This is a genomic window from Moraxella oculi (assembly GCF_023336735.1).
In the GTDB taxonomy this organism is placed as follows: domain Bacteria; phylum Pseudomonadota; class Gammaproteobacteria; order Pseudomonadales; family Moraxellaceae; genus Moraxella; species Moraxella oculi.
The window spans coordinates 1-4,257 of the sequence record NZ_JAMBAQ010000039.1; the positions used below are offsets into that span (position 1 = coordinate 1).

Here is a 4,257-nt window from a genome sequence, read left to right on the forward strand (position 1 = left end):
GCATTGCCTTGATCTTCTTTAGCCAGCTTAACCTCACCCAGGTCATCAGCGTCAATGTTACTGATGTCAGTGTTGACGGTTAGGTCGGTGGTGTTGGCTTTAACCGCATTGCCTTCAACCTTAATGGTGGTGCCATCAGCTTTCACAGCAAGCTTAGATGCTGACTTGTCAGCTGTCTGCTTAAACTCAAGGCCAGCATTGTCATCAATGTTGATGCCAACACCATCTGTATCAACCATGATGCCTTTTTGGCGATTTGGCTTCACATCAAAGGTGATGGTGCTTGATTGACGGGCTTCATCTGTGTTAACACGAGCTGTCGTACCATTACCATCAATGATGTCTAGCGTGTCAAAGGCTTGGACGAAGTCTTTACCAACACCTCTTTCTTTTAGGTTAAAGCCAACATTCAACACATCACCAACGGTAGCAGCGTTGTTTTGGATGGCATCAGCATTTTTTGGTTTTTCCGAATAGAATGCTGGTTTGTCATCAATCGTTGGTTTGATGGTGATGTTGTGAGCAACATTTGCCAAGGTCATTGGGGCTTGTTTGGTTTCACCATTGCCATTGTTCATTGAGGCGATGACTTGGTCGTTCTCAACCTTAATGCGAGAAGCACCACCGTTTGGAGTAACTTGATAGAACGAACCATCTTTCTTCACAAGCTTATTGCCTTTCTTATCAGTATAAACTACTGGTAATTGGGCGTTTTCAACAATGCCTTGGGCGTTGACATTAACTTTAATTGTGCTAATCTTACCGGTTTTTTCAGTAGCAACATCCACTGTGGTTAAATTACCATCAGCAAAATTAAGCGTATCATAAGCACGAACAAAATCAACTGCATTGCTATTGCTCTGTAGATTAAAGCCTGTAGACAATACATCTGCAACATTGGCTGCACGCGTTAATTTTTCAGGATCGGCTTCGCCACTCAAATCAAATCCATTAGGTAAGTCAATAGCCAAAGTATTTCCAGCACGAGGCAGATTATCACTTAAACCCGTGATGATGTTTTTCTCACGACCAGCATTGCCTGTACTGGTAATACGAATGGCTGTTCTACCATCTGCGGTGTCGCCCACAACCACACCTTGCTTAGCAGAGACATTATTAAAGACCACATCATCAGTGGTGGTGATGCGAACTTTACCGCCTGCTTGTGTGACAGAAATGTTATCACCAGCTTCCAGTGTTACTTTTTCACCAGCTTTGATCAGTGCAGAATCACCAACTGCTTGTCCATTGCCATCTTGAGAAGTTGCAAGGGTAAAGCCTGAATTGTTGATGGCGTTGGCAACGGTTTTGGCGGTTACTAGAGAATCACCATTATCTGGTGTGTCAATCTTACCATCTTGATTTGTATCAACCAGTGCTGTGGTTTTAGCAGCAACTTGACCGTTTTCATTCAGTTTGATGGTAGTTTCATCAACATTGACACGCAAACCTTTGTCGCCGTTATTACCAGCATCATTAGCGATAATACCGCCTTTATCAGCCAGTTTGACTTTAAGCTTCTTATCACCGCCTAAAACATTGGTATCATTGTCAACTGCTAAGGTATTGTCATCAACTTTAAGTTCAATGCCACCTTTATTACCAAATTGTAGCGGGTTATTATTACCCTCTTCAATTTTCACAGCAACGCCACCTGGAGTCAATTGTACGCCCATGGCATTATTTGGCTTAACTTCAACTGTCAAACCATTAGTAGCTAGGTCAGCCTTGGTAACGATACCACCATTGGTTGCACCTTTAATCGGTAAGCGATCGCCAAGCTTGACATCAACAGAACCCAACTGATCAGCTTCTACAGTAAACGGCAAGCCAGCCACAGCTTTAAGCTGAGCGATGTTGGCCGCGTCGGTATCGCTAGAACCTGCCGCGACATTGGTGATTTGACGAGTGTTGTTTTTATCACCAACAGATACCGCACCTAGGTTACCTTTGACGGTGTTTCGGATGACCATATCAAGATCATCAACGACATCCGTCTGATTACCTGCAAAATTATCCACCGGTGAGTAGACTTGATTAACTTTCTGACCATCAACCGTTTGCGTGCTTGTTATGACAGCACCTGTTACCGCCGCACGGTCGGCCACTGATGACGAACCCAATGCCACACCATCAGCTCGCTCCGCCTTAGCATCTCGACCGATTGCGATGGCCCTTTCAGCGACAGATTTGGCATTTGAGCCTACAGCGATGGCGTCTACCTTGGTGGCTTGAGTATTGGTACTATCATCATATTTATCACTAAACGCATTACCAGAACCAATCGCAATGGCTCGCACACCTTGTGCCGTGGCACTATGACCTGACGCAATCGCACCAGCACCATCAGCTAAGGACACATAACCCACGGCTGATGAATAACTTCCTAGAGCTACTGCCTCACGACCCTGTGCGATTGAACCATCTGCTATTGCCTGAGAACCCGCCCCAATCGAAATGGCCGCCGTGCCATTTGCCGCAGCATTAATCCCAGCAGCGACACCAAACACGCCTTTTGCATGTGCATGACTTCCTAAAGCAGTCGCCCCTTTTGCCGCAATACCATCATCACCAACAGCCACACCATCACCAGGTGCATAAGTTTTACCACTGGCATGTTTTGGAGCTGATGAATAATCAAGCTTAAACTCTGGATTGCCTTTTAACCCAATGCCGACAATCGCATTTCGCTCTGCCGTCGCTCCACGACCAATCGCAATGCCAGCATCAGCCTTGGTGTTCTTATCACCGATTTTGATGCCCTGACCATCAGCGAACTGTAGGCTATTTAAGCCTTTAACATCAGGGTTTAGAGCAACCTCAATGAGGTTATTGACTTCATCAAATTTGGTGGTAATGTTCTTATCATTCAGTTGCTTACCTGTTTGGCCGCCCTTAATGCCAATTTTATTACCAGCAACCGCCCTAGCAACATCTTTGCTAGTGGCATCACCTTGATCAGCAAAATACTTGGTGGCAGCATCAGCTTTGGCTTGGGTTAGCTGACTGAAGTTTACAGCGTCGGTATCTTGATCGCCTGCTTTTACATTGGTGATTTTAACTGGGTCGGTGCCATTATTGCCAGAAACCTTTAAGCTATCTTGAGCATCTTTGGTGATTTTTGGACCGTTATCACCAAACTGAACACTAGTAAAGTTCACATCGTCTTTGGTGGCAATAGTAACTTGACCACCTTGCTGCTTTAACTTGATATTATTGGCAGCCTCAAAGGTAGCTGCTTCGCCTGCTTTGATTAGGGCATCTTTGGCATCACCAATAATTTCACCACCATCGCCTTGTTTGGTAGCAATCTTGAAACCTGCTTTATTAATGGCATCAGCAACGGTTTTGGCGGTAACTAGTGCATTTTGATCACCATCACGACCAATTTCAATCTTACCATCTTTGTTGGCATCATCTAAGGTGGCGGTGTTGGCAATCAGCTGATTACCTTCAACCTTAATGGTGGTGCCATCAGTTTGGATGTTCAAGCCATCTTTGTCTGTGATTAATGGGCCATCAGCATTGATTTTAATACCAAGCTTACCTGTATTTGGTGCAATGGTTATGCCTTTGGTATCATCGACATTGATGTCAAACTTAATCATGCTTTCTTTGCCATTTTGATCAGTGATGACAGATGCTTTGGTACCTTCACCATCAATGAAGTTTACCGTATCATAAGCTTTGACAAAGTCTCTTGACCAACCGTTTTCTTGTAGGTTGAAACCTGCATTCAACACATCACCAACGGTAGCTGCGTTGTTATACATGTTCGCAAGGTCTTGACCTTGTGGTGCTTCTTGCACTCTGGTAGCTTCCGTGACTGGCTCATTGATCAGCTTACCGTCAGGACCCACAATCATGTCGCCTGCATTGTAAGTTGGGGTCAAGTTACCAGCAACATTAGCCAAGTTGGTTGGCTGTGTGGTGCTGCCTTTACCATTATTGATCGAAGCAATCACATCAGCAGGGTCGACCGCTTTACCATCTTCACCAACAAACTTGCCATCTTTGATAGAAAGCTTATTGCCAGCTGCGTCGGTATAGACGACTGGTAATTGGGCGTTTTCAACCAAGGTTTGGGGATTGATGCCAAGACCATCTTGATTAACATACAGTGGGTTGTTGCCTGTTTGTAGTTTGATGCCCAGACCTTTATCGGTAACCTCAATACCTTTATTAGGATCTGTCTTGACATCAACAGTAATCTTACTGATCTTGTTGTCTTTGAACGGATCGGTAGATACTTTGATA

General features: G+C 44.7%; 1 protein-coding gene. It reads right to left on the reverse strand.

The window, feature by feature from the left end; translation table 11 throughout:
* The coding region (locus M2R47_RS09160) for a hypothetical protein (RefSeq protein ID WP_249102434.1) at window positions 1-4,257 on the reverse strand (4,257 nt) is incomplete at both ends.